The sequence below is a fragment of the Cellulomonas sp. ATA003 genome (genome assembly GCF_031582905.1).
Taxonomy (GTDB): Bacteria; Actinomycetota; Actinomycetes; order Actinomycetales; family Cellulomonadaceae; genus Pengzhenrongella.
Window position 1 is genome coordinate 3,042,727 of sequence record NZ_CP133990.1, and the last position, 23,347, is coordinate 3,066,073.

Below are 23,347 nucleotides of genomic sequence, written 5' to 3' on the forward strand. Positions count from 1 at the left end.
GTGGCGCTCGTGGGTGTGCTCGGGGTGGCCGTGGGGGGCGTGGTCGTCGCCGTGGACCGCTACTCGGGCACCACCGCCGTGACCCAGCGCTGCACCGCGCAGCTCGACGGGACCGGCTGGGACCTCAGCCCGACCCAGAGCGACAACGCCGCGCTCGTCGTGGCGGCGACGGTGCGGCGCGAGCTGCCCGCCCGGGCGGCGACCATCGGCATCGCGACCGCGCTGCAGGAGTCGCGCCTGGTGAACATCGACTACGGCGACCGGGACTCCGTCGGGCTGTTCCAGCAGCGCCCGTCCCAGGGCTGGGGCACGGTCGAGCAGATCATGGACCCCCTGTACTCCACCGACGCGTTCTACGACGGGCTGGTCGAGGTCGACGGGTACGAGCAGCTCGAGGTCACGGTCGCGGCGCAGGCCGTGCAGCGCTCGGGGTTCCCGGACGCGTACGCCCAGCACGAGACCCGGGCGCGGGCGTGGGCGTCCGCGCTCACCGGGTACTCCCCGCGACCCTCACGTGCTCGCTGCGCGGTCCCGACGACGCCGGGTCCCCGGACTCGCTGCTGGCCCGGGTCGCCCGCGACTTCGGGGACGCCCCCGGCAGCGTCGCCGACGACGGCACCGTCGTGCTGGACGCCGCGGCGCTGCCCGGTGGGGGCGACCCCGCCCGCCTGGCCTGGGCGGTGGCGCAGTGGGCGGTCGCGGTGGCCTCGACGGAGCACGTCACCGACGTCGCCGTCGCCGACCAGGCGTGGGCGCGCGACGGCGACGCGTGGGCGGCGTCGGGCACGGACCCGCTCCCGCCGGGGCAGGTGCGGGTCACGCTCGCCGGCGGCTGAGCGCAGGCCGCGACTCACGGCTCACGGCCCGACGGGCCCGGACGCGACGACGCCGGTGCCACCCCGGATCGGGGGCGGCACCGGCGTCGGTCCGTGACGGGTGGCTCAGCGGCCGTCGACCGGCACGTAGTCCCGCTCGACCGCACCGGTGTACACCTGGCGCGGACGGCCGATCTTCGTGGTCGGGTCGGCCATCATCTCGCGCCACTGCGCGATCCAGCCCGGCATGCGGCCCAGGGCGAAGATCGGCGTGAACATGGCCTCGTCGAAGCCCATCGCCTTGTAGATGAGGCCCGTGTAGAAGTCGACGTTCGGGTAGAGCTTGCGCTCGATGAAGTAGTCGTCGCTGAGCGCGATCTCCTCCAGGTTCATCGCGATGTCGAGGAGCTCGTCGCTCTTGCCGAGCTTCTGCAGGACGGCGTCGGCGTCCTTCTTCACGATCGCGGCGCGCGGGTCGTAGTTCTTGTAGACCCGGTGCCCGAAGCCCATGAGCCGGACGCCCTGCTCCTTGTTCTTGACCTTGGTCATGAACTCGGTCGCGTCACCGCCGCCGGCCTGGATGTCGGTGAGCATCTTGAGCACGGACTCGTTGGCACCGCCGTGCAGGGGGCCGGAGAGCGCGTTGATCCCGGCCGCGACGGACGCGTACAGGTTGGCGTGGCTCGACCCGACGATGCGGACGGTCGACGTCGAGCAGTTCTGCTCGTGGTCGGCGTGCAGGATCAGCAGCCGGTCGAGCGCCTCGACGATCGTGGGGTCCGCCTCGTACTGGGAGTACGGGGCCGCGAACGTCATCCGCAGGAAGTCGTCGACGTAGCCGCGCGAGTAGTCCGGGTACAGCAGCGGCTCACCGACGCGGCGGCGGTGCAGGTAGGACGTGATCGTCCGCGTCTTGGCGAGGATGAGCACGGTGGCCAGCTCGACCGTCTCGGGGTCGAACGGGTCCAGCGACTCGGGGTAGAACGTCGCGAGCGCGTTGACCGCGGACGACATCACGGCCATGGGGTGCGCGTTGCGCGGGAACGTCCCCATGAACGTCCGGAAGTCCTCGTGCACGAGCGTGTGCCGGTTGACCCGCTCCACGAACGCGTCGAGCTCGGACGGGCTGGGCAGCTCGCCGTGGATGAGCAGGTACGCGACCTCGAGGAAGCTCGACCTCTCGGCGAGCTGCTCGATCGGGTAGCCGCGGTAGCGCAGGATGCCCGCGTCACCGTCGATGTAGGTGATCTCGGACTCGCAGGACGCGGTGTTCATGAAGCCCGGGTCGACGGTGACCAGCCCGGTCTCCTTGAGCAAGGAGGAGACGACGATCCCGTCGTTGCCCTCCGTGGCGCCCATGACGGGCAGGTCGAGGGTCTTCTCCCCGACGGACAGCGTGACGGGTGCCGTGGCGGCGTCGGTCATGTGGTTCCCTCCTGGCGAGGCGCGCGCACCCTCGTGTCGCGGCCGGATCTCGACGGGGCACTGCGGTCACCTGTGGGTGGGTCCGGGCGGCCCCGTCGGCCCGCGCTCACGCTACCTGCGGCCGCGGGCACCTGACGAATCGGACCGGCTCAGCCGATCAGGCGACGTGCGGCCTCGCCGACGCGCTCGTCGGACGCCGTCAGGGCGACCCGGACGTGCCCGGCGGCGGCCGCTCCGTAGAAGGCGCCCGGCGCGACCAGCACCCCGCCGTCGGCGAGCCGGCCGACCGTGGACCAGCAGTCGACGGGCTCACCCGCGGGGCGCGCCCACAGGTACAGCCCGGCCACCGACCCGTCGACCGTGAGCCCGGCCGCGGCGAGCGCCTGCGCCAGCACCGTCCGGCGCGCGCGGTACCGCTCGCGCTGGTGGTCCACGTGCGCGTCGTCGCCCAGCGCGACCGTCATCGCGGCCTGCACCGGCGCGGGCACGATCATCCCGGCGTGCTTGCGGATCTCGAGCAGCCGCCGCACCAGGCGCGGGTCACCCGCCACGAACGCCGCCCGGTATCCGGCGAGGTTCGACTGCTTGGACAGCGAGTAGACCGCGAGCAGCCCGGTCGGGTCGCCGCCGCTGACCCGCGGGTCGAGGATGCTCGGCACCCCGCCCGAGGCCCACGGCTCCTCCCAGGCGAGCTCGGCGTAGCACTCGTCGGACGCCACGACGGCGCCCACCCCCGCGCCGCGTCGACGACCGCCCGCAGCTCGTCCACGGAGCGGACGGTGCCGTCCGGGTTGCCCGGCGAGTTGATCCACACCAGGCGCACCGGTCCCGGGCCCCAGTCCGCGACGTCGTCGGCGGGGAGGGGGTCGCGCCGGCCAGCCGGGCGCCGACGTCGTAGGTGGGGTAGGCGGTGCTCGGGTGCACGACGACGTCGCCCGCGCCGAGGCCCAGCAGCGACGGCAGCAGCGCGACGAGCTCCTTCGAGCCCACGGTGGGGACGACGGCGTCCGGGTCGAGGCCCGGCACGCCGCGGCGGCGCGCGAACCAGTCGACGACCGCCCGCCGCAGCGCCGGGGTGCCGTGCGTCAGGGGGTAGCCGTGGGCGTCGGACGCCGCGGCGAGCGCGTCCCGCAGGAGGGTGGGCGTGGGGTCGACCGGGGTGCCGACGGACAGGTCGACGATGCCGTCGGGGTGCGCGCGGGCACGCTCGGCGTAGGGGACGAGGGTGTCCCAGGGGAAGTCCGGCAGCGTGCCGGTGAGCAGGCCCATGACGGCGCGGTCGCCAGACGTGTCAGCGGGCGTCAGTCGGTGACGACCTGCAGCGGGAGGGTCGCGATGATCGGGTGGTCCTTGGGGATCTCCCCCATCTTCGCCGCGCCGCCCGGGGATCCCAGGTCGTCGAAGAACTCGACGTTCGCCTTGTAGTACTCGCTCCACTGCTCGGGGACGTCGTCCTCGTAGTAGATCGCCTCGACGGGGCACACCGGCTCGCAGGCGCCGCAGTCGACGCACTCGTCCGGGTGGATGTACAGCGACCGCTTGCCCTCGTAGATGCAGTCGACGGGGCACTCCTCGATGCACGCCTTGTCCTTGACGTCGACGCAAGGCTGGGCGATCACATAGGTCACGGTCAGTCCTCCAAGGGCCCGTTCGACGGTCGCAGTCCGCCCTCCCGGCGGTCGCTCTAGTATCCCCCTCGTGCGCGAGAACCCGAGCAGCACCAGCGTGACCCACGACACGGCGGGCGGCATCCCGGGAGCCGGGCCGGCAGGCGCCGGCGGTCCCGCGTGGCGGGGCTGGACGGTCGGGACCCGCGTCGTCGTGCGGCGCCGCTCCCCCGGGGGCGGGTTCGCCGACGTGCTGGGCGACCTGCTCGCGGTGGACGACGACGGCGTCCTCGTCGACACCCGGCGAGGCCCGGTCCACGTCCCCGGCGACGACATCGCCCTCGGCAAGCCCGTGCCCCCGCACCGGCGCGACGTCCGGCACGGTCCGGCCCCCGGGTCCCGACCGCGGACGACCCGGCCTGACCCCGCCCGAACCTGCCTGCCCCTGCCTGACCCCGCCTGCGCCCCGGCGTTCCGACCGGGCGCCGCGGGTCCCGGCTCACCCCTCGGCGTCGGCCTCGGCCGCAGGCTCCGGCTCCGGCTCCGGCTCCGGCTCCGGCTCGTCCGCCGGCTCGCAGACCACCGCGTTCTGCGGCCGGTAGCGCCACGTGTCGGACGTCGTCTCCTGCTCGACGCCGTCCAGCAGCAGGCGGCGCGTGACGGTGACCGTAAAGCCCGGGTTCCCCGCCGACTGCGGCGTGCAGGTCGGGGACGACGAGCGGACGGTGGTCGGCTGGACGACCCCCGAGCGCGGGCTGGTCGACGTCTCGACGGTCCAGTACCTGGTGCCCCAGATCCGCACGTGCACCTGGCCGTCGCCCACCCACGCCTGGACGAGCGCGCCGTAGGGCGTGGTGTTGCGGAACTTCATGTCGATCGCGCCGCTGTACAGCGTGGCCTCGCGCCCCTCGGGGTAGCGCCGGAACCACTCGGAGTGCGGCTGGTGCTCGACGTCCTCGAACCCGGCGAAGAACGCGGCGTTGTAGGTCGTGGTGGAGATCTGCGAGAGCCCGCCGCCGGTGCCCTGCACGTGCTCGCCGTCGACGATGACCGGCGCGCTGCGGAACCCCGCGGCGGTGGTGATCGGGCCGAGCGCCTCGCTGAGGCTGAACGTCTCGTCCGGCAGCACGAGCGTGCCGTTGATCTTGGCCGCGCCGACCCGCAGGTTCTCGGTGCGCACGGCCTCGTTGGTCAGCGGGGTGGCGAACTCCGAGACGACCTCGGTGACGCCGAGCGCCCCCAGTGCCTCGGTCGTTCGGGCGGGGTCGCTCGCGACCAGCTCGACGCGCGCGGTGCGGTCCTCGCCGGTGCCGGCCGCGGCCACGGCGTCGGCGAGCGCGGCCGGGTCGAGGGTGGTGCCGGGGACCCCGGGCACGATCGTCGGGGCGCCGTCGACGAACTCGAAGCGCGCGTCGGCCGCCGGGGTGAGCAGGTCGGTGGTGCGGGCGAGGACCTCCTCGACCAGGCGGGGACCGTCCAGGGTCAGCGTGAGCGCGGAGTCGACCGCGGTGAAGGTGGCCACCGAGGTCAGCACGTCGACGCCCAGCTCCACGGTCTGCTCCCCCACCGCGACCACGACGGGCGCGGCCGCGAACGGCGTCGCGACGGTCGCCAGCGCGGTCTCGGCCTCCTCCTGGGTGATGTCGGGCTCGGCGGGCTCGGTCGGCAGCGCGAGCGGCTGCGGAGCGGTGAGCCACCCGGTGCGGACGAGGTCGGCGGCGGCGTCGGCGTCCACGCGTGAGCCCACGGCGGCGTCGGTCACGTGGGCGGCGCCGTCGGCGAACACGATGCCGGCGTCGACCGGCGGCGTGGTGAGGTCGTCCGCGACGCCGTCGATCGCACCGCTGAGAGCCGACTCGTCGACGTCGACGGCGGGACTCTCGTCGCCGTTGCCGACGACGTGCTTCCAGAGCCGGCCGGGGTCGAGGTCGAACCCGGTCAGCCGACCGACGGTGGCGTCGGGCAGGAAAGTCAGGCCGGCGTCCACGGGGTCGAGGGAGGCCGTGCGCCCGTCCGCGCTCACCGACACGGGCTCGGTGACGGCGTCCGCGAGACCGCTGTCGAGGGCGTCGACGGCGGCGTCCGCGCTCAGGCCGCCGATGTCGACGCCGGCGACCGTGGTGCCGCGCGGCACCCGGTCCGCGAGGGCCCACGACGCCGTGACGTACCCGCCGGTCAGCAGCACGAGCACGCCGACGACCGTGAGCAGCACGCGGGGCCACCGGCGGCGCGCGGACTCGGGCGCGAACACGTCGAGCGGCGAGTCACCGGTGGCGAGCCCGTCCGGCGTGGGCTCGACGTCGACCTCGGCGCGGTCGTCGTCGTGCCGGGTCCTGTCGGCCATGCAGCTGTCTCCTCGTCACCGCGCGGCACGTGCCGCCCGGACGATCCTACGGGGCGGCACCCACGCCCACCGGGGTGCGACGGCGGCGTCAGCGGACGGGACGCAGCCGCCCGCGCAGGTGCACCAGGCCGCCGGCCGCGGCCGGTCCCTGGGTCGCGCTCAGGACCTCGCCCACCACGATGTCGTGGTCACCGGCACGGTGCACGGCCGCGGTGCGGCACTCGAACCAGGCCGCGGCGTCGTCCACCAGCGGGGCTCCGGTGAGCGGCCCGGGCGTGTGCGGGACCCGGCCGAGCTGCCCGACGGCGGGCCGGCCCGGGGACGCGAGCCAGTCCGCGACGGGCCCGGCGGTGTCGGCGAGCACGCTCAGGCCCCACCCGTCGACCGCGTCGAGCGCCTCGCGGAAGCGGGCGTCCTCGTGCACGCAGAACAGGACCAGCGGCGGGTCGAGCGACACCGACGCGACCGCGCTCGCGGTCATGGCGTGGTCGACGTCGCGCCACCGCAGCGCGACCACAGCGACGCCCGCGGGGAGCCGGCCGATCGCCGCGCGAAAGACGTCCGGGTCGGCGAGCGGCGCGTCCCCGTGCGTCACGCCGTGCCCGGCGCGTCGAGGAACCAGCGCCCCGGCAGGAAGCACGCGACGCCCACGGCCACCATCCCGCCGAGCCCCCAGACGTACCCCAGCGTGTCGCCGCCCGGGACGAGGACGTCCCCGCCCGGACCGGCCACCGAGAGCACCTGGACGGCCGCGAGCCAGCCGACCGCGTAGCCGGCGACCGGCACCAGGCCCGCCCACGCGCGCACCACCACGGCGGCGCTCAGCACCAGGGCCAGGCAGACCACCATGCCCCACGGTTCGGCCGCGCGGTGGAGCACCGTCCCCATCACCCCGACGAGCACGCCGAGCGCCACGACGGCGACCCAGCGCCCGACCCCGCTCGACCGGGCCGGTCGGGTGCCGGCGGCCGTCACGACGACGTCGGGCCGGCGCCCCCGCCGGCGCGCCCGCGCCGCGGCGGCCGCGGGAGCGCGGGGCCGCGCGGGGCGTCCTGCCCCGGCAGGGTCGGCAGCGCACCGGTCGTCCCGGACGCGTCGGCCGACGCGGAGTGCTGGGAGACCAGCTGCCCCACCTGCTCGGGCAGCTGCTGGTTGATGTGCGTGGTGACGTGCGCGGTCAGCCGGTCACGCACGAGGCTGCGCTCGGCGCGCAGGAACGCGAGGTGCTCGTGACGGAACGCCCGCCACGTCGCGGCGCACATCGCGATCATGACGAGGCTGAACGGCAGCGCGATGAGGATCGCCATCGTCTGCAGCGCCACCAGACCACCCGCCACGAGCAGCGCGGCGGCGAGCAGGCCGCTGGACACCGCCCAGGTCACGCGTGACCAGATCGGCGGGTTGAGCTCGCCGCCCCCGGTGAGCATCGCGACGACGAGCGAGCCCGAGTCGGCGCTCGTGATGAAGAACAGCGCGATGAGGACGATCGCGCCGGCCGACAGGACGGCACCGGCCGGCAGCTGCGCGAGCAGGTCGAACAGGGCGTTGTTCTGGTTCACCGAGGCGTCGTCGCCGATCAGGCCGCCGGTGCCGAACAGCTCGCGGTGCAGGGCGCTGCCGCCGAGCACCGAGAACCACAGGAACGTGACCAGGACGGGCACGCCGAGCACACCCAGCACGAACTCCCGCACCGTGCGCCCCCGCGAGATGCGCGCGATGAACACCCCGACGAAGGGTGCCCAGGAGATCCACCAGCCCCAGTAGAAGGTGGTCCAGGCGGCCTGCCACGCCTCCCCCTCGGCGCCGGCGAAGGCGCTGACGTTGAAGGTCAGCGGGATGACGTTGGCGAGGTAGACGCCGATCGACTGGACGAAGTCGCGCAGGAGGAACAGCGTCGGGCCGAGCACGAGGATGCTGAGCATCAGCAGCCCGGCGAGCACGACGTTGATGTTCGACAACCACTTCACGCCCCGGTCGAGCCCGGACAGGACCGACAGGGTCGCGACCGCGGTGATGGCGAGGATGAGGCCGACCTGGACGCCCACCGAGCTGTCGAGGACACCGAGGTGCTCGAGCCCCGAGGAGATCTGCAGCACCCCGAGGCCGAGCGACGTCGCGACCCCGAACACCGTGCCGACCACGGCGGCGACGTCGACCGCGTCGCCCAACGCTCCGCCGGCCCGACGCGCACCGATCAGCGGCTCCAGCGCCCAGCGGACCGACACCGGCCGGCCCCTGCGGTGGATCGCGTAGGCGAGCGCGAGCCCGACGACGACGTAGATGGCCCACGCGTGCACACCCCAGTGCACGTAGGTCTGCGCCATGGCCTGCTCGGCGATGCGCTCGGGGGCACCCACCACGCCCGGCTTGGGCTGCGCGAAGTGCGTGAGCGGCTCGGCGACCCCCCAGAACACCAGCCCGATGCCCATCCCCGCGGAGAAGAGCATCGCGAACCAGCTGCCGCGCTTGTACTGCGGCTCCTCGTCGTCCGGCCCGAGGGTGATGTCACCGAAGCGCCCCAGGCCCATCCACAGCGAGAAGCCGACGAACGCCGCCACGATGAGGACGTAGTACCAGCCGAACGCGCCGATCACGTTCGACTGGAGGGCGCCGATGGCCTCCTCGGCCCGGGTCGGGAACGCCACGGCCAGGAGAGCGAGCACGCCGACGATCCCGACCGAGGGCCAGAACACGCGCGGCGCGAGGCCGCGCCGGGTGCCCCGGGGGTCGGCGGCGTGGGGGTGGTCATGGGTGATGCTGCGGTCGCTGTCATCGGATCCTTCGGGACGGGACCGGCCGGATGCGGGCCGGACGGTCGGTGCCGGGCGGACAAAGATGATGGCAGCCGGTCTGCCGACCGGCTGCCATCGAGTGTGCCGGTGGTGGGCCACCGGCGCGCGTCGTCAGGCGCGCTTGGCGCGGGCGAAGACCCGGGCGCGCTCGGACTGGTCGAGGATCACCTTGCGGATCCGCACGACCTGCGGTGTCACCTCGACGCACTCGTCCTCGCGGGCGAACTCGAGGGACTCCTCGAGGGTCAGGTGACGCGGCGGGACGAGGTTCTCGAACGTGTCGCTGGAGGCAGCGCGCATGTTCGTGAGCTTCTTCTCCTTGGTGATGTTGACGTCCATGTCCTCGTTGCGGGAGTTCTCGCCGACGATCATGCCCTCGTAGACCTCCTGCGTGGGGTCGACGAAGAACGAGCCGCGCTCCTGCAGGTTGATCATCGCGAACGGCGTCACGACGCCGGCGCGGTCCGCGACGAGCGAGCCGTTGACCCGGGTCTCGATCGGCCCGGCCCACGGCTCGTAGCCCTCGGCGAGCGACGACGCGATGCCGGTGCCCCGGGTGTCGGTGAGGAACCGGGTGCGGAACCCGATGAGGCCACGTGCCGGGACCATGAACTCCATGCGGACCCAGCCGGTGCCGTGGTTCGACATGGTCTCCATGCGGCCCTTGCGCTGCGCGAGCAGCTGGGTGACGTTGCCGAGGTACTCCTCGGGGACGTCGATGGTCATGCGCTCCATCGGCTCGTGGACCTTGCCGTCGACGACGCGGGTGACGACCTGCGGCTTGCCGACGGTCAGCTCGAAGCCCTCGCGGCGCATCTGCTCGACGAGGATGGCCAGCGCGAGCTCGCCACGGCCCTGGACCTCCCACGCGTCGGGGCGCTCGGTCGGCAGGACGCGCAGCGACACGTTGCCGATGAGCTCCTTGTCGAGGCGGTCCTTGACCTGGCGGGCGGTGACCTTGTGGCCCTTGCCGCCGCGGCCGGCGAGCGGGGACGTGTTGATCCCGATGGTCATGGAGATCGCCGGGTCGTCGACCGTGATGAGCGGCAGCGGACGCGGGTCGTCCGGGTCGGTCAGCGTCTCGCCGATGGTGATGTCGGCGAAGCCGGCGACGGCCACGATGTCGCCGGGGCCGGCGGACTCGGTCGGGACGCGGTCCAGCGCCTTGGTCTCGAGGAGCTCGGTGACCTTCACCGTGGTGAGCGAGCCGTCGGCACGCGCCCAGGCGACCATCTGGCCCTTGCGGATGGTGCCGTTGAAGACCCGGAGCAGCGCGAGCCGGCCGAGGAACGGCGAGGCGTCGAGGTTGGTGACGTGCGCCTGCAGCGGCGCGCCCTCCTCGTACGTCGGCGCCGGGATCTTGTCGAGGATCATCTGGAACAGCGGCTCGAGGTCCTCGCTGTCCGGCAGCCCGCCGTCGGCCGGCTGGGTGACCGACGCGCGGCCGGTCTTGGCGGCCGCGTACACGACCGGGACGTCGAGGATCGCGTCGAGGTCCAGGTCCGGGACCTCCTCGTGCAGGTCGCTCGCCAGGCCGAGGAGCAGGTCCATCGACTCCGTGACGACCTCCTCGATGCGCGAGTCCGGGCGGTCCACCTTGTTGACGACCAGGATCACCGGCAGCTTGGCGACCAGCGCCTTGCGCAGCACGAAGCGCGTCTGCGGCAGCGGGCCCTCGCTCGCGTCCACCAGCAGGACGACGCCGTCGACCATGGACAGCCCGCGCTCCACCTCGCCGCCGAAGTCGGCGTGGCCCGGGGTGTCGATGACGTTGATGGTGATGCCCTCGGGGTGCCCGGCCGCGGCCGCGGCAGGTCCCGCGTAGTGGATCGCGGTGTTCTTCGCGAGGATCGTGATGCCCTTCTCGCGCTCGAGGTCACCGGAGTCCATCGCTCGTTCGTCGACGTGCGAGTGGGCCCCGAAGGCGCCGGACTGGTGCAGCATCGCGTCGACCAGAGTGGTCTTGCCGTGGTCGACGTGGGCGACGATCGCCACGTTGCGCAGGTCTGAGCGCACAGACATAGAGGGACTCATCTCAGATGGGGGTGCGCCGCGTCATGGGGCGCGCTGCCGTCGATCGTACCCGCCGTACCCAGATCACCGCAGATGACCTCGGTCACGCACGGGTCAGGCGGACGGGTCCGTCGGACGCGGTCAGGCGGACGGGGTCAGGCGGACAGGCCCCCGTCCGGGCCGGCGGCGAGCTCGATCCCGGCGCCCGGGATCGCCGCGAGCAGCTCACGCGTGTACGGCTCGCGGGGGTGGTCGAACACCTCGTCCGTCGAGGCCGCCTCGACGACGCGCCCCTGCTGCATGACGCAGACCTGGTCGGCGATCTGCCGGACGACGGCGAGGTCGTGGGTGATGAACAGGTAGCTCAGCCCGAGCTCGGCCTGCAGGTCGTTGAGCAGCGTGAGGATCTGCGCCTGGACCAGCACGTCGAGCGCGGAGACGGCCTCGTCGCACACGATGACCTCGGGCTCGAGGGCGAGGGCACGCGCGATGGCGATGCGCTGGCGCTGGCCGCCGGACAGCTCGTTGGGGTACCGGCGCATCGTGGTCTGCGGCAGCGCCACCATGTCGAGCAGCTCGCGGATCTTCTTCTCCTCGACCGGCGGTCGCCGATGCGGTGGGTGCGCAGCGGCTCCTCGATGGTCCGGTAGATCGAGTACATCGGGTCGAGCGAGCCGTACGGGTTCTGGAAGATCGGCTGCACGCGTCGCCGGAATGCGAACAGCTCCTTGGCCGGCAGCCCGCTGAGGTCCGTGCCGTCGAAGCGGACGGTGCCGGACGTCGGCTCCAGCAGGTTGAGCACGATGTTGGCCACCGTCGACTTGCCGGAGCCGGACTCCCCGACCAGGGCCATCGTCGTGCCGCGCTGGATCGAGAAGCTCACGTCGTCCACGGCCTTGAAGTCCGACGACGCCCCCGGTCGTCCGCCGCGCAGGTGGAACACCTTGGTGAGGTGCTCGACCTCGACGACGTTGTCGGTGCGTGCCGGGACACCACCGGCGTGGGCGCCGGTCAGCAGCTCGGGCGAGTCGGCACCGCGCTCCTTGGCGCTCTGGATCCGCCGTGACGCCAGCGACGGCGCCGAGGCGACGAGGCGCTGCGTGTACGGGTGCCGCGGGGCGGTGAGGATCTGCCGGGCCCGCCCGGACTCGACGACCTGACCGCGGTACATGACCACGAGGTGCTCGGCGCGCTCGGCGGCCAGCCCGAGGTCGTGGGTGATGAACAGGACCGCGGTGCCGAGCTCCTCGGTCAGGCCCTGCAGGTGGTCGAGGATCGTGCGCTGGACCGTGACGTCCAGGGCGGACGTCGGCTCGTCGGCGATGAGCAGCTTCGGGCGCGCGGCCAGGCCGATGGCGATGAGCGCGCGCTGCCGCATCCCGCCGGAGAACTCGTGCGGGTACTGCTTCGCGCGGCGCTCGGCGTCGGGCAGGCCGGCCTCGGCGAGCAGCTCCGCGACGCGGGTGTCCGCGGCCGAGCCGCTGGCGATCCCGTTGGCCTTGAGCGCCTCCTTGACCTGGTACCCGATCTTCCACACCGGGTTGAGGTTGGACATCGGGTCCTGCGGGACGAGGCCGATCTGCTTGCCGCGGACCGCGACCATGTCGCGCTCGCTCGCGTGGGTGAGGTCCCGGCCGTCGAACCGGATCGTGCCACCGGTCACCCGGCCGGTCCCCGGCAGCAGGCCGATGACGGCGTGCGCGGTCGTCGACTTGCCCGACCCCGACTCCCCGACGATCGCGACGGTCTGCCCGGGGTAGACGGTGAGGTTGGCACCGCGCACGGCCGGGACCTGGCCGCCGGCCGTGGCGAAGGAGACGTCGAGGTCGCGGATCTCGAGCAGCGGCGTGTCGCCGTGCCGGGCCGCGGGCGCCGGGGTGCCGGGGAGAGGGACAGCGTGGCTCATCGCTTGCGCGCCTTCGGGTCGAGGGCGTCGCGGACGGCGTCGCCCATCATGATGAAGCTGAGCACGGTCAGGGCGAGCGCCCCGGCCGGGTAGAAGAGCACGGACGGCTGGCTGCGCAGGCTGCGCTGCGCCTTCGCGATGTCCGCCCCCAGGACGTCACCTCGGGCGGCAGCCCGATGCCGAGGAAGGACAGCGTGGCCTCGGCCACGATGAAGGTGCCCAGCGAGACGGTCGCGGTGACGATGATCGGGGCGGCCGCGTTCGGCATCACGTGGCGGACCAAGGTCACGAGCCGTGAGGCGCCGAGCGCCTTCGCCGCGGTGATGAAGTCGGCGTTCTTGACGCTCATCACCGCACCGCGTGTGATGCGGGCGATCTGCGGCCAGCCGAAGACCCCGAGGACGGCGACCACCGTGAGGATGTTGCGGTTGTCGCGGAACATCTGCATGACGACGATCGCGGCCAGCACGAGCGGGATCGCGAAGAAGATGTCCGTCACGCGCGACAGCAGCGAGTCGAACCACTTGCCGTAGAAGCCGGCGATGGCGCCGACCACGCCGCCCACCAGCACGACGGCGAGCGTGGTCAGGATGCCGACGAGCACCGACGCGCGCGCGCCGTAGATCGTCCGGGCGTAGATGTCGCAGCCCTGGAAGTCGAACCCGAACGGGTGCCCGGGCGCCGGCGCCCCCAGGCTGTTGCCCAGCTCGCAGAAGCGCGGGTCCAGCGACGTGAACAGACCGGGGAACGCGGCGACAGCCACGACCAGCAGGATGAGGGCCGCGGAGACCCAGAACAGCACGCGGCGGCGCAGGTTCCGCCAGGCCTCGACCCAGAGGTTGGACGGCGCCGCGGACTCGTCGACCTGGTCGACGACCTGCAGGGGCGTCTCGTCCAGCGCGGCGAAGAAGTGCTCCTGGTGCTGGCGTTCGATGGCGTCAGGCATAACGAATCCTCGGGTCGAGAGCCGCGTAGAGGAGGTCGACGAACAGGTTCGCGACGATGTAGACGATGACCAGCACGGTGGTCAGCGAGACCACCGTCGGGGCTTCCTGCTGGGTGATGGCCCGGAACAGCGTGCCGCCCACCCCGGGGACGTTGAAGATCCCCTCGGTGACGATGGCTCCGCCCATCAGCGCACCCAGGTCGGCACCCAGGAAGGTGACGACGGGGATCAGCGAGTTGCGCAGCACGTGCACCGTGACGACCCGGCCGCGCGGCAGCCCTTCGCGGTCGCGGTGCGCACGAAGTCGGCGCTGAGGTTCTCGGCGACCGACGTCCGGGTCAGGCGCAGGACGTACGCGAAGGACACTGCGCCGAGCACGATCGCGGGCATCAGCAGGGTCCGGAACGTGACGTCCCCGCCGACCGTGGGCGGCAACCACCGCAGCTCGACGCCGACGATGAACTGCATCACGAAGCCGATGACGAACGTGGGGACCGCGATGACCACGAGGCTGACCAGCAGCACGGTGGTGTCGAACAGCTTGCCCTTGCGCAGGCCGGCGAACAGCCCGGCGGCGACCCCGAGGACGGCCTCGAACACGAGGGCCATCACGGCGAGCTGGAACGTCACCGGGAAGGCGTCGGCGATCTCGTCCCAGACCGGTCGGCCGGAGAACGTCGTCCCGAAGTCGAGCGTCAGGATGCCCTGCAGGTACAGCAGGTACTGCACGAAGAACGGCCGGTCGAGGTTGTACTCGGCGCGGATGCGGTCGGCGACCGCCGGGTTGAGACCGCGGTCCCCGCCGAGCGCCTGGATGGGGTCACCCGGCAGGGCGAAGACCATGGCGTAGATGAGCAGGGTGGCCCCGAGGAAGACGGGGACCATCTGCAAGAGCCTGCGCCCGATGTACCAGGCCATCAGGTCTCCTCCTCGTATCGGTTGTGCTCCGGGCGCGCAGCGCCCGACTGCGGAACTCTAGACCTCGCGCCGCGTGGTCCGGACACGACGGGGGTGGGACCCGGACGGGCCCCACCCCAGTCGGTCGGTCGGTCGGTCGCCGGATCAGCCCTGCTTGGTGATCTCGTACAGCAGCGGCACGCTGTTCCAGCCGAACTCGACGTTGTCGACCGTCGGCGCGTAGCCACCGGTCACGTTCGAGTACCACAGCGGGATCGCCGGCAGCTCGGCGAACAGGATCTCCTGCGCCGCCTGGAACTTCTCGTTCGACTCGTCGACGGAGGTCGCCTCCGAGCCCTCGGCCAGCAGCTGGTCGAACTCGGGGTTGGAGTAGTCACCGTCGTTCGAGCCCGCGTTGGTCGCGTAGATCGGGCCGAGGAAGTTGAACAGACCCGGGTAGTCCGCCTGCCAGCCGGTGCGGAAGGCACCGGTGATGGTGCGGTCCGTGACGTCCTGGCGCAGGTCGGCGAACAGCGCGTACGGGTTCCCCTCGGCCGAGATGCCGAGCGTGTTGCGGATGCTGTTCGTGGTCGCGTCGACCCACGCCTGGTGGCCGCCGTCGCTGTTGTAGCCGAGCGTGAACGTGCCGGTGTACGGGGCGATCGCGTCGGCCTGCGCCCACAGCTCCTTGGCCTGCTCGGGGTCGTACTCCAGGACCTCGGAGCCCGGGATGTCCTCCGACCAGCCGGCGATGACCGGCGACGTGAAGTCGCTGGCCGGCGTCCGGGTGCCCTGGAAGATCGTTTCGGTGATCTCCTCGCGGTTGATGGCCATCGAGATCGCCTTGCGGCGCAGGATGCCCTCCTCGCCGGAGAAGTGCTCGAGGTTCTGCGGGATCGTGAAGGACTGGAACACCGCGGCCGGCTGGTTCACCGCGCGGTCACCCAGCTCGTCCTCGAACGTCGCGAACGCGCTGTCCGGGACGGCGTCGAGCACGTCGAGCTGCTCGGCGAGCAGGTCGTTGTACGCGGCGTCCTGGGAGTCGTAGAACTTGACGGTGACGCCGCCGTTCTGCGCGACGCGGTCACCGCTGTAGTCGGGGTTGGGGACGAGCTCGGCCTGGATGTTGTGCTCCCAGGCGCCCTCCTCCATCATGTACGGCCCGTTGCCGATCGGGTTCTCGCCGAACGCGTCCATGTCCTCGAACGCGGCCTGGGGCAGCGGGTAGAACGCGGAGTAGCCCAGCCGCAGCGGGAAGTCCGCGCGCGGGGCCTTGAGGGCGATCGTGAACGTGAGGTCGTCGACGACCTCGAGGCCGGTCAGCTCGGAGTCCTCGTCGTACGAGAAACCCTCGATGTCCTCGAAGAAGTAGCTCGAGAGCTGCCCGTTGCTCAGCAGCGCACCGTAGTTCCACGCGTCCACGAAGCTCTGCGCGGTGACCGCCTCGCCGTTCGTGAACGTCCACCCGTCCGCGAGCGTGACGGTGTAGTTCTGACCGTCCTCGGTCTCGATCGACTCGGCGACCTCGTTGTGCGGGGCGCCCTCGGCGTCGTAGTAGACGAGGCCGGCGAAGATGAGGTCGAGGATCTTACCGCCGCCGACCTCGTTGGTGTTCGTGGGGACCAGCGGGTTCTGCGGCTCGTTGCCGTTCACGGTCACGATGCCGCCCGAGGACTCACCCTCGGTCGACGTGGTCGTGCCGGTGTCGGTGTCGGTGTCCGCGCCGCCGCAGGCGGTCAGCGCGAGAGCGCCCACCGCGAGCGAGGCCACGAGGCCCGACATACGCCTGATTCTCAATGTTCCTCCAGGAAGGGGTGCGACACCGCTCGTCGTCTGACTGTGCGCACGAGCACGGGCGTCGCGGTTGGCGACGACGATACGACACGCAAATGTGTGCACGACGGCGCCCCCGGGCACCGTGACCGTCTCGTGACGGGGTTGAGACGAGAATCACCCGACGGGCCGAACCGGTCCGTCCGAGGCGGATCCCCACGCCCGGGCGGATCTGCGCGGGACGCCGCACGAGCACCGGCGCCCTGCGCGCTCCGCACGCCCGGCCTAGTGCATCCCCCCACCGCGGTTCATCCAGCCGCCCTCCGGGGTGGCACCCGGGGCCAGCGGCTCGTGGTGCTCGCCCACGCGCAGCCCGCCGACGTCCTCCCCGAGCGAGGCCAGCAGCGCGTGACGCGCCTCGCGGCGTCGGCGCTGCTCGTTCGGCTCCGGCACGGGGGCCGCCGCCAGCAGCCGGCGCGTGTACTCCTCGCGCGGGTGCTGCAGCACCTCGACGCGGTCGCCCTGCTCGACCACCTTGCCGTTCTGGAGCACGACGACGCGGTGCGCGAGCAGGTCCACCACGGCCAGGTCGTGGGACACGAACAGGCACGCGAACCCGTACCGCTCCTGCAGGTGGCTGAACATCGCGAGCACGCTCGCCTGGACGGACACGTCCAGCGCGGACGTCGGCTCGTCGGCGACCAGGAGGTCGGGCTCGAGCGCGAGCGCTCGAGCGATGCTCACGCGCTGGCGCTGTCCACCGGACATCTCGTGCGGGTAGCGGTTGGCCGCGTTCTGCGGCAGCTCGACGGCGTCGAGCAGCTCGCGCACCCGGCGTCGCCGGCTCTCGCCGTCGCCCACCCGGTGGACCTCGAGCGGCTGGGCGATCGACTCACCGATCGGCATCCGCGGGTCGAGGGACGCCGCCGGGTCCTGGAACACGACGCCGATCCGCTTGCGCGCGTCCTTCAGCGCCCGACGGCGCAGGCGACCGAGGTCCTGACCGAACACGGACACGTGGCCACCGGCCGCCGGGATCAGCGCCATCGCGCAGCGCGCGATGGTGGACTTGCCGGAGCCGGACTCCCCCACCAGACCGACGATCTCCCCCGCACCGACGTGGAACGTCACATCGTCGACGGCCCGGAACGACGGCTTGCCGAGGCGGTGGTACTCGACCACGAGCCCCTGCAGGTCGAGCGCATGGGTCACGTCACCGGTCGGTGCCGGGCGCTCGTCGGCGGTCGCGGTGCCGAACTGCCCCGGGCCGGCGCCCAGGTGCGGGACCGCGCCGAGCAGGCGCTTCGTGTAGTCGTGGCTGGGCCGGTTGAGCACCTGGTCGACGTCGCCGATCTCGACGATCTCGCCCTTGAGCATGACCGCGACCCGGTCGGCCATGTCCGCCACCACGCCCATGTTGTGGGTGATGAGTAGGATCCCGGTGTTGAGGTCGTCCTTCAGGGACCGGAGCAGGTCGAGGATCTCCGCCTGGACGGTGACGTCCAGGGCCGTGGTTGGCTCGTCGGCCACGATGACGCGGGGGTTGCAGCTGATCGCGAGGGCGATGACCACGCGCTGGCGCTGGCCACCGGACAGCTCGTGCGGGTACTGCTTGAGCCGCCGCTGCGGCTCGGGGATCCCCACCATGTCGAGCAGCTCGACCGCGCGGGCGTCGGCCCGCGCGCCGTAGGCGAGACCGTGCAGCTCGAGGGCCTCGGTGAGCTGGTCCCCGATGGTCAGCACCGGGTTCAGCGCGGTCATCGGCTCCTGGAAGACCATCGCGACGTCGCCGCCGCGCAGGCGCCGCAGGCCGCGGGCGTCGAGGCCCTGCACGTCCTGGTCGCCGACCCGCACCTGACCGGAGACGCGGGCGTTGCGCGGGAGCAGCGACAGCGCCGTCATCGAGGTCACCGACTTGCCGGAGCCCGACTCCCCCACCAGGGCCATGACCTCGCCCGCGCGCACGTCGAGCGAGATGCCCTTGACCGCGTGGACGGAGCCGAACTCGGTGGCGAAGCGGACGTCGAGGTCGGTGAAGGACAGGACCGTGTCCCCGGGCGCCGCCTGCGAGCGCATGTCGACGGTGCTCATCCCACGTCCTTCCTGTTCTGCCGCGGATCGAAGGCGTCCCGCAGCCCGTCGCCGATGAAGTTCACCGACAGGGCGATCGCGAGGATCAGCATGCCCGGCCACCAGAACAGCCACGGACGCGTGGTGAAGGCGTTCTGGTAGTCGCTGATGAGCAGGCCCAGCGAGGTGTCGGGGGCGCGGACCCCGTACCCGAGGAAGCTCAGGGAGGTCTCCAGCAGGATCGCCGACGCGACCGCCAGCGTCGCGGAGACGATGATCACGCCGACGCTGTTCGGCAGCACGTGCTTGGTGATGATGCGGACGGAGCCGGTGCCCACGGCACGCGCCGCCGCGACGAACTCCCGCTCGCGGAGCGACAGGACCTCCCCGCGGACGAGCCGGGCGAGCCCGGTCCAGGTCACGAGTCCCAGCATGAGCGCGAGCCCCCAGATGCCCCAGCTCGAGGCGATCTTCCCGAGGACCGCCGCGAGCACCAGCAGCGGGATGACGATGAACAGGTCGGTCAGTCGCATGAGCGCCGACTCGACCCAGCCCCGGAAGTAGCCGGCGAGCGCCCCGACGACCGTGCCGATGATCGTGCTGATGATGCCGACGCCGAAGGCGATGATGAGCGAGCGCTGGGTCCCGCGCATGACGAGGGCGAAGTAGTCCTTGCCGGTGTTGTCCTGGCCGAACGGGTGCTCGCCCCAGGCCAGCGGCCACAGGGACAGCGTCGGTCGACCGCCGTTGATCACGGTCCCGGACGTGACGTGGTCCTTGCCCCACCACCCCGGCACGGGGCCGAACCCGATCGACGTGAACGAGACGAGCACGACGAGGCCGAGGACGGCCAGTGCCACCATCGCGGCGCGGTGCCGGAAGAACCGGCGCCGGACCAGCTGGCCCTGGGTGAACGAGCGGTCGTCCGCCGGGCCGGGACCACCGGAGCCGGCCCGGGGCTTGTGCCCCTCGACGTCGACGCCCGTCGCCGTGGGGATGACCTCGAAGGAGTCCTTGCGCCGCATGTCGTCAGGCATCGTCCGCTCCGGTGTGCTGTGCGCGGTGGGTCGTCGGGGGCCGGTGGGGGCAGCGGGCCGGGGCGATCATCGCCGGATCCGCGGGTCGAGGTAGGCGTAGGCGATGTCCGCCAGCATGTTCATGACGACGGCGGCCACCCCGGTGACGAGGAAGAACGCCATCACCGGACCGGGGTCCACCTCGTCCAGGCCGGTCCGGAACAGCTCGCCCATCCCGCGCCAGCCGAAGACCTGCTCGGTGATGACCGCCCCACCGATGAGCCCGGCGAAGTCGAACGCGACGATCGTGCTGACCGGGATCAGCGCGTTGCGGAACGCGTGCTTGGTGATGACGGTCCGCTCGGAGAGCCCCTTGGCGCGGGCGGTGCGCACGTAGTCCTGCTCGAGGACCTCGAGCATCGACGAGCGGGTGTACCGGCTGTAGGCGGCGACCGAGATCAGGGTCAGCAGGATCGTCGGCAGGACGAGCTGGGTGCCCTTGTCGAGGAAGTCCTGCCAGAAGGTGCCCTCGAAGTTGGGGGTCTGCGAGCCGATCGTCGAGATCGGGCGGGGGACGATCTGCAGGTACGACGCCCAGGCCGACAGGGCGCGGTCGGCGACCACGAGCAGCGAGACCACCACGGCGGTGATCACGGAGACGAAGACCGCCTTGCGGCGCGCGTAGTCGCCCCACGCCGCTCCGGCCACCACCCCGACGAGCACCGCACCGACGAACAGCAGCAGCAGCGCCGTCCACGTCGGGTCGCGCAGCACCGAGCCCAGCGCGACGTAGCCGATCACGAGCGCGGCGACCGTGGTGAGCGCGGCGTAGAGCACGCGGCGGTTCTGCAGGCCGGAGACGAGCGAGGTCGTCAGGACGGCGGCCGCCGCACCGACGACGGCGACGAGCCCGACGCCCAGGGCGGGCTGGCGGTACCAGTCGACCGCGTTGAAGTACGTCATGGCCGCCGCGACGAAGACGAACGTGGCACCGGCCGTCCACAGGCGGCGTCGTCGGTCACCCCCAGCACCGCCTGCGCCAGGAAGGCGAGCACGGCCGCGATCACGAGGATCGCCGGGAAGCTGACGTCCGGTGACGCGATCCAGTCGTTGAACCGGATCGCGCCGAACAGCTTGAGCAGGACGGCCGCCCAGAACACCGGCAGCGAGAAGAACAGGAAGGCGAGGAAGGTGACGGTGTAGTCGAACCCGGTGTACTGCCGGATGCCGGTGATGATCCCGGTGGCCACGCCGATGACGATCGCCAGCAGCGTCGACAGGATGACCAGCCGCAGCGTCGCGGTGGCGGCCTGGTCGAGCAGGCTGATCACGTCGGTCCCGTTGCGCGTCACCCCGAGGTCGCAGTTCAGGGTGAAGCAGCCGGCGACACCGCGCAGCCACGTCCAGTACCGCTCGTACCAGGGCAGGTCGAGACCCATGAACGCGATCCGTCGCTCCATGAGGAACTCGCGGTTGTCCGCGTTGCTCTCCCGCAGGTCCTCCAGGGGGTCCCCGGAGTTGATGGTCAGCACGAACATGAGGAGCGACGCGGCGAGCAGCACGAAGAACGAGATGCCGATCCTGCGCAGGATGAACTTGAACACGTACCGACCCTTCATGGCCACGGTCGCGGGACTGCCGGTAACCCTAAGCGGCCACGGAGGGCCGGACGTCACCGGGTGCGGCGCCGACGGCCGGCGCCCGAGGAGCGACGAGCGCAGCGGTGGGGCAGAGGACCATGTCCTCTGCCCCACCGCCGTCGTGCTCGGACGGTCAGCCGACCGCCCGTGTCGTGCTCAGGGGTCACTCGGCCCGGACCCACTGCTCGGCGTTCCACGGCGCGCCGTCCTGACCGGCCGTCTTGCGGACGTTCTGGATGGTCGAGTCCGCGGCGATCAGACCCGGGTGGGCGAACACCGGGATGCCGTACAGCGTGTCCCAGAGCTGCTTCTCGATGATCTTCACCTGCTCCAGGTGCACCTCGGGGTCCACCGTGGAGGCCAGCGTGTCCCAGGCCTCGTCGACGACGGGGTCGGAGTAGCCGCCGTAGTTCTGCGGGTTGCCGGTGGCGTAGATGTTCTGACCGGACGCGATCTGGCCGGAACCGGCCCACGCGAACAGCGCGACCTCGTAGTCACCGCGCTCCTGCGTGCCCCCGGGCTGGAAGAAGTCCTGGTTGCCCGCGTCGATGATGTTGAAGCCGGCCTGGTCGCAGCTGGACTTGATGGCCGAGACCTCGTCGGACCGACGCTGGTTCGGGGCGGAGTAGCCGATCCGGACGTCGACCGGGGTCGCCACGCCGGCCTCCTCGATCTTCGCGGTCGCACCCTCGATGTCGACCTCGTCGTAGCGGCCGTCGTAGGCGGCGTCGACGACCTCGTCATAGGTGTCCTGGAACGGGAAGACCTCGCGCGCGTTCATGACGACGGCGTCCGGGGCGACCGGTGCGATGAGGTTGTCGATGATCTGCTGGCGCGGCACGCACATGGCGAACGCCTCACGCAGCGGCAGGCTGTCCGCGAACGGGCCGTTCTTGAAGTTGAAGTCGAGGTGCTCCCAGGTGAGCGTCTCGCCGGTCTGGATCGTGACCGCGTCACCGAGGCCCTCGAGCTGGGCGAGCGTGTCGACGCTGGCCTGCGGCTCGATGATGTTGAGGTCACCGTTCTGCAGCGCCTGGACCTGGGTCTCGGGCGCGGCCTGACGGAACGTCAGCCGCTGGGTGGCGGCCGGCGTCCCCCAGTAGTCCTCGTTGGCCTCCAGGGTGATCGACTGGCCGGCCTCCCAGCTCGCGAGCTTGTACGGGCCGGCGACCGGGGTCAGCGCGGGGTCGGGCAGCTCGCCGGGCGTCGGGGACAGCCAGCCGGTGTTCCAGAACTCGGCGGCCTGCGTGATGGTCTCGATGTCCTCGTCGAGGATCGCCTGCGCCAGCTCGTCCTCGGTGATGCCGATCTGCTCCGCGACGACGTGCGCCGGCAGCCACCCGCTCACCAGGAGCTCCCAGTCGGCGTAGACGACCGGGAAGTCCAGGACGAACTCCTTCGAGCCGATCTCGCCCTGGGGGCCCTCGGGGACGTACTCGGGGTAGTTGCCGCCGGAGACGTGGTTGAACAGCGGCTCGCCGTTCGCGTCGGCGAACGCCGGGTTCTGCGCGGCCCAGTCCAGCAGGGCATCCGCGTAGTCGACCGGGTTGCCGTCCGACCAGGTCGCGTCCTCGTGGATCGTGTACTGCACGGACAGCGGGTCCTCGGAGAGCACCTCGATGGTGCCGAACTCCTCGTTGCGGCAGATCGTGCCGTCGGTCCCGAAGTAGACGAACCCGCCGGTCATCCGGTCGTTGACGACGCCCGTGTACGTCGAGTAGGTCTCCGGCGTCAGGCCGTTGAAGCCGGGCCACTCGTTCGAGCCGATCGAGTAGAAGATCTCGTCGTCCTGGGTCTCGACGTCGCCGAGGTCCACCTTGCAGGGGTCCGAGACTTCCTCGACCTCGGCTCCGCCGCCCGTGTCCGTGGTCGGGGACGTCGTCGTCCCCTCCTCCGCCGGGCTCGTGCACGCGGTCAACAGAAGTGCGCCCGCGAGCCCTGCCGCGAGAGCGGCACTGGTGCGCCGATTGTTCACTGTTCCTCCTGGTCACTGCTGCGTGGCACGTCGCACCCCGCCGTGCTCTCGGCCGTGCGGCCGGACCGCGGCGGGGTGTGACGGACGCCATGGATGCGAGCACCCTACGTCGGCCCGTCGAGGGGCCT

12 protein-coding genes and 5 pseudogenes are annotated in these 23,347 nt (G+C 71.8%); 1 reads left to right on the forward strand and 16 read right to left on the reverse strand.

Annotation, left to right across the window (positions count from 1 at the left end; all coding sequences use genetic code 11):
• Positions 1-933: a hypothetical protein gene (locus REH70_RS15190; protein WP_310748543.1), complete on the forward strand. Its 933-nt coding sequence runs from the start codon at positions 1-3 to the stop codon at positions 931-933.
• A gap of 8 nt (positions 934-941) precedes the next feature.
• Here the strand turns inward: REH70_RS15190 and REH70_RS15195 are convergent, their stop codons facing one another.
• The 16 genes and pseudogenes from REH70_RS15195 to REH70_RS15275 form a co-directional block, all read right to left on the reverse strand.
• Positions 942-2,240 carry a citrate synthase gene (locus REH70_RS15195; RefSeq protein WP_310748545.1) on the reverse strand — a complete coding sequence of 433 codons (1,299 nt, stop codon included), beginning with the start codon at positions 2,238-2,240 and terminating at the stop codon, positions 942-944.
• A gap of 149 nt (positions 2,241-2,389) precedes the next feature.
• A pseudogene (gene dapC / locus REH70_RS15200) lies at positions 2,390-3,509 on the reverse strand (succinyldiaminopimelate transaminase).
• 32 nt (positions 3,510-3,541) lie between these two features.
• Positions 3,542-3,868: a ferredoxin gene (gene fdxA, locus REH70_RS15205; protein WP_298459472.1), complete on the reverse strand. Its 327-nt coding sequence runs from the start codon at positions 3,866-3,868 to the stop codon at positions 3,542-3,544.
• A 478-nt stretch (positions 3,869-4,346) separates the two neighbouring features.
• Complete coding sequence (locus REH70_RS15210; RefSeq protein ID WP_310748547.1) at positions 4,347-6,191, reverse strand: VanW family protein; 1,845 nt, start codon at positions 6,189-6,191, stop codon at positions 4,347-4,349.
• 88 nt (positions 6,192-6,279) lie between these two features.
• A complete protein-coding gene (locus tag REH70_RS15215) occupies positions 6,280-6,786 on the reverse strand; it encodes a flavin reductase family protein (protein ID WP_310748549.1) in 507 nt (168 codons plus the stop codon).
• Positions 6,783-7,166 carry a DUF6113 family protein gene (locus REH70_RS15220; RefSeq protein ID WP_310748551.1) on the reverse strand — a complete coding sequence of 128 codons (384 nt, stop codon included), beginning with the start codon at positions 7,164-7,166 and terminating at the stop codon, positions 6,783-6,785. Before REH70_RS15220 ends, REH70_RS15215 begins: the two co-directional genes overlap by 4 nt.
• Positions 7,163-8,884, reverse strand: coding sequence for a BCCT family transporter (locus REH70_RS15225; protein ID WP_310748553.1), 1,722 nt, complete (start codon positions 8,882-8,884; stop codon positions 7,163-7,165). Before REH70_RS15225 ends, REH70_RS15220 begins: the two co-directional genes overlap by 4 nt.
• A 210-nt stretch (positions 8,885-9,094) precedes the next feature.
• Positions 9,095-11,005, reverse strand: coding sequence for a translational GTPase TypA (typA, locus tag REH70_RS15230; protein WP_310748555.1), 1,911 nt, complete (start codon positions 11,003-11,005; stop codon positions 9,095-9,097).
• 146 nt (positions 11,006-11,151) lie between these two features.
• Positions 11,152-12,902 (reverse strand): annotated as a pseudogene (locus tag REH70_RS15235) (ABC transporter ATP-binding protein).
• Positions 12,899-13,848: pseudogene (locus tag REH70_RS15240) on the reverse strand (ABC transporter permease). Before REH70_RS15240 ends, REH70_RS15235 begins: the two co-directional pseudogenes overlap by 4 nt.
• A pseudogene (locus REH70_RS15245) lies at positions 13,841-14,766 on the reverse strand (ABC transporter permease). Before REH70_RS15245 ends, REH70_RS15240 begins: the two co-directional pseudogenes overlap by 8 nt.
• A gap of 144 nt (positions 14,767-14,910) precedes the next feature.
• On the reverse strand, positions 14,911-16,527 hold the full coding sequence (locus tag REH70_RS15250) for an ABC transporter substrate-binding protein (RefSeq protein WP_310748557.1): 1,617 nt from the start codon (positions 16,525-16,527) through the stop codon (positions 14,911-14,913).
• A gap of 276 nt (positions 16,528-16,803) precedes the next feature.
• Positions 16,804-18,609 (reverse strand): ABC transporter ATP-binding protein, encoded by a 1,806-nt coding sequence (locus REH70_RS15255; RefSeq protein ID WP_310748559.1) that lies wholly within the window; start codon positions 18,607-18,609, stop codon positions 16,804-16,806.
• Positions 18,606-19,625, reverse strand: coding sequence for an ABC transporter permease (locus tag REH70_RS15260; RefSeq protein ID WP_310748561.1), 1,020 nt, complete (start codon positions 19,623-19,625; stop codon positions 18,606-18,608). The genes REH70_RS15255 and REH70_RS15260 overlap by 4 nt, the downstream gene beginning before the upstream one ends.
• A gap of 66 nt (positions 19,626-19,691) precedes the next feature.
• Positions 19,692-21,208: pseudogene (locus REH70_RS20795) on the reverse strand (ABC transporter permease).
• Positions 21,209-21,407: 199 nt separating this feature from the next.
• Entirely contained in the window at positions 21,408-23,219 is a 1,812-nt protein-coding gene (locus tag REH70_RS15275; RefSeq protein ID WP_396134549.1) for an ABC transporter family substrate-binding protein, read from the reverse strand.
• Positions 23,220-23,347: the final 128 nt, after the last annotated feature.